Raw genomic sequence first — 1071 nt, forward strand, 5'->3', positions numbered from 1 at the left:
CGCTATCCCTCCCCACCCGGGTGGGGAATCCCGCGCCTTACGTTGAAGGCAAACGAGTTGCCCAGTGGCGGTGAAAAACCCGACCGGTGGCCAGCTTCTGCGTGGGTCTTACGCGAGAAAGAGGGGGTTCCGGTCCAACCTGCTGAAGAAAGTAAGCAGAACCTTGGGGCTTTGCCTCAAGGAACGGGGGAGGGGCGGTTTGACAATGCCTTTACGCGTCGGTTTGTGGACTGCGAGTTGGCAGGAGTGTTAACGCTTGCTTCCTTCGAGCCGAGAAGATTTGGGGATTCCCTCTACGAAGCCGCAAAACATTGCTTCATCTCCTGCAGCACCTGGGCATCCTGGGAGGCAGTTCTAGCGCCTGCTTGGGCAGCCCAGCACTTGAGACTTTCGATCTGGTCGCGGGCAATGGAGGCCAGGGGCACAGTTTCGCGGATGGCCTGCAGGATGTCTTCCTGGGTAAAGTCTCGCCGAGCGCCGCTGCCGCTGCCCCCAAAGGCGTTGTACATAGCATCTACAATGGCCTGCTCAATCTCAGCGCCACTGAAGTTCTGGGCAGCCGCTGCCAAGGCATCGAGGTCAAACTCCCGCAGGCGGCTGGGGCGCAACCGCTGCAGGTGTACCCGGAAGATCTCCTTGCGCTCGGCTTCGGTGGGCAGGTTGAGGAAGAAGATCTCGTCAAAGCGGCCCTTGCGCAACAGCTCCGGCGGCAGCAAAGGCACGTTATTGGCTGTGGCCACGATGAAGACCGGGCTGGTTTTCTCCTGCATCCAGGTAATCAGGCTGCCAAACACCCGGCGGCTGGTGCCCGAATCCCCGTCGGCGCCGCTGGTGATGTTGCCAAAGGCCTTGTCAATTTCGTCAATCCAGAGCACACAGGGGGCCATGGCCTCCGCCAGTTGGATCATCTGCCGCACGCGGCTTTCCGATTCGCCAACAATGCCGGCAAATAGGCGCCCGGCATCCAATCTCAGCAGGGGCAGACGCCACTCATTGGCGATGGTCTTGGCCGAGAGAGACTTGCCGGTGCCCTGGATCCCCACCAGCAGCACCCCCTTGGGGTTGGGCAGG

1 protein-coding gene is annotated in these 1071 nt (G+C 61.1%); it reads right to left on the reverse strand.

Annotated elements, in window-relative coordinates:
* Positions 1 to 293: 293 nt before the first annotated feature.
* Positions 294 to 1071, reverse strand: a 778-nt coding sequence (locus NW835_RS08060) for an AAA family ATPase (RefSeq protein WP_414415004.1), incomplete at its 5' end; no start/stop codon positions are given.

Origin of the sequence: Synechococcus sp. OH2, from assembly GCF_047462155.1 — a bacterium.
Taxonomy (GTDB): domain Bacteria; phylum Cyanobacteriota; class Cyanobacteriia; order Thermostichales; family Thermostichaceae; genus Thermostichus.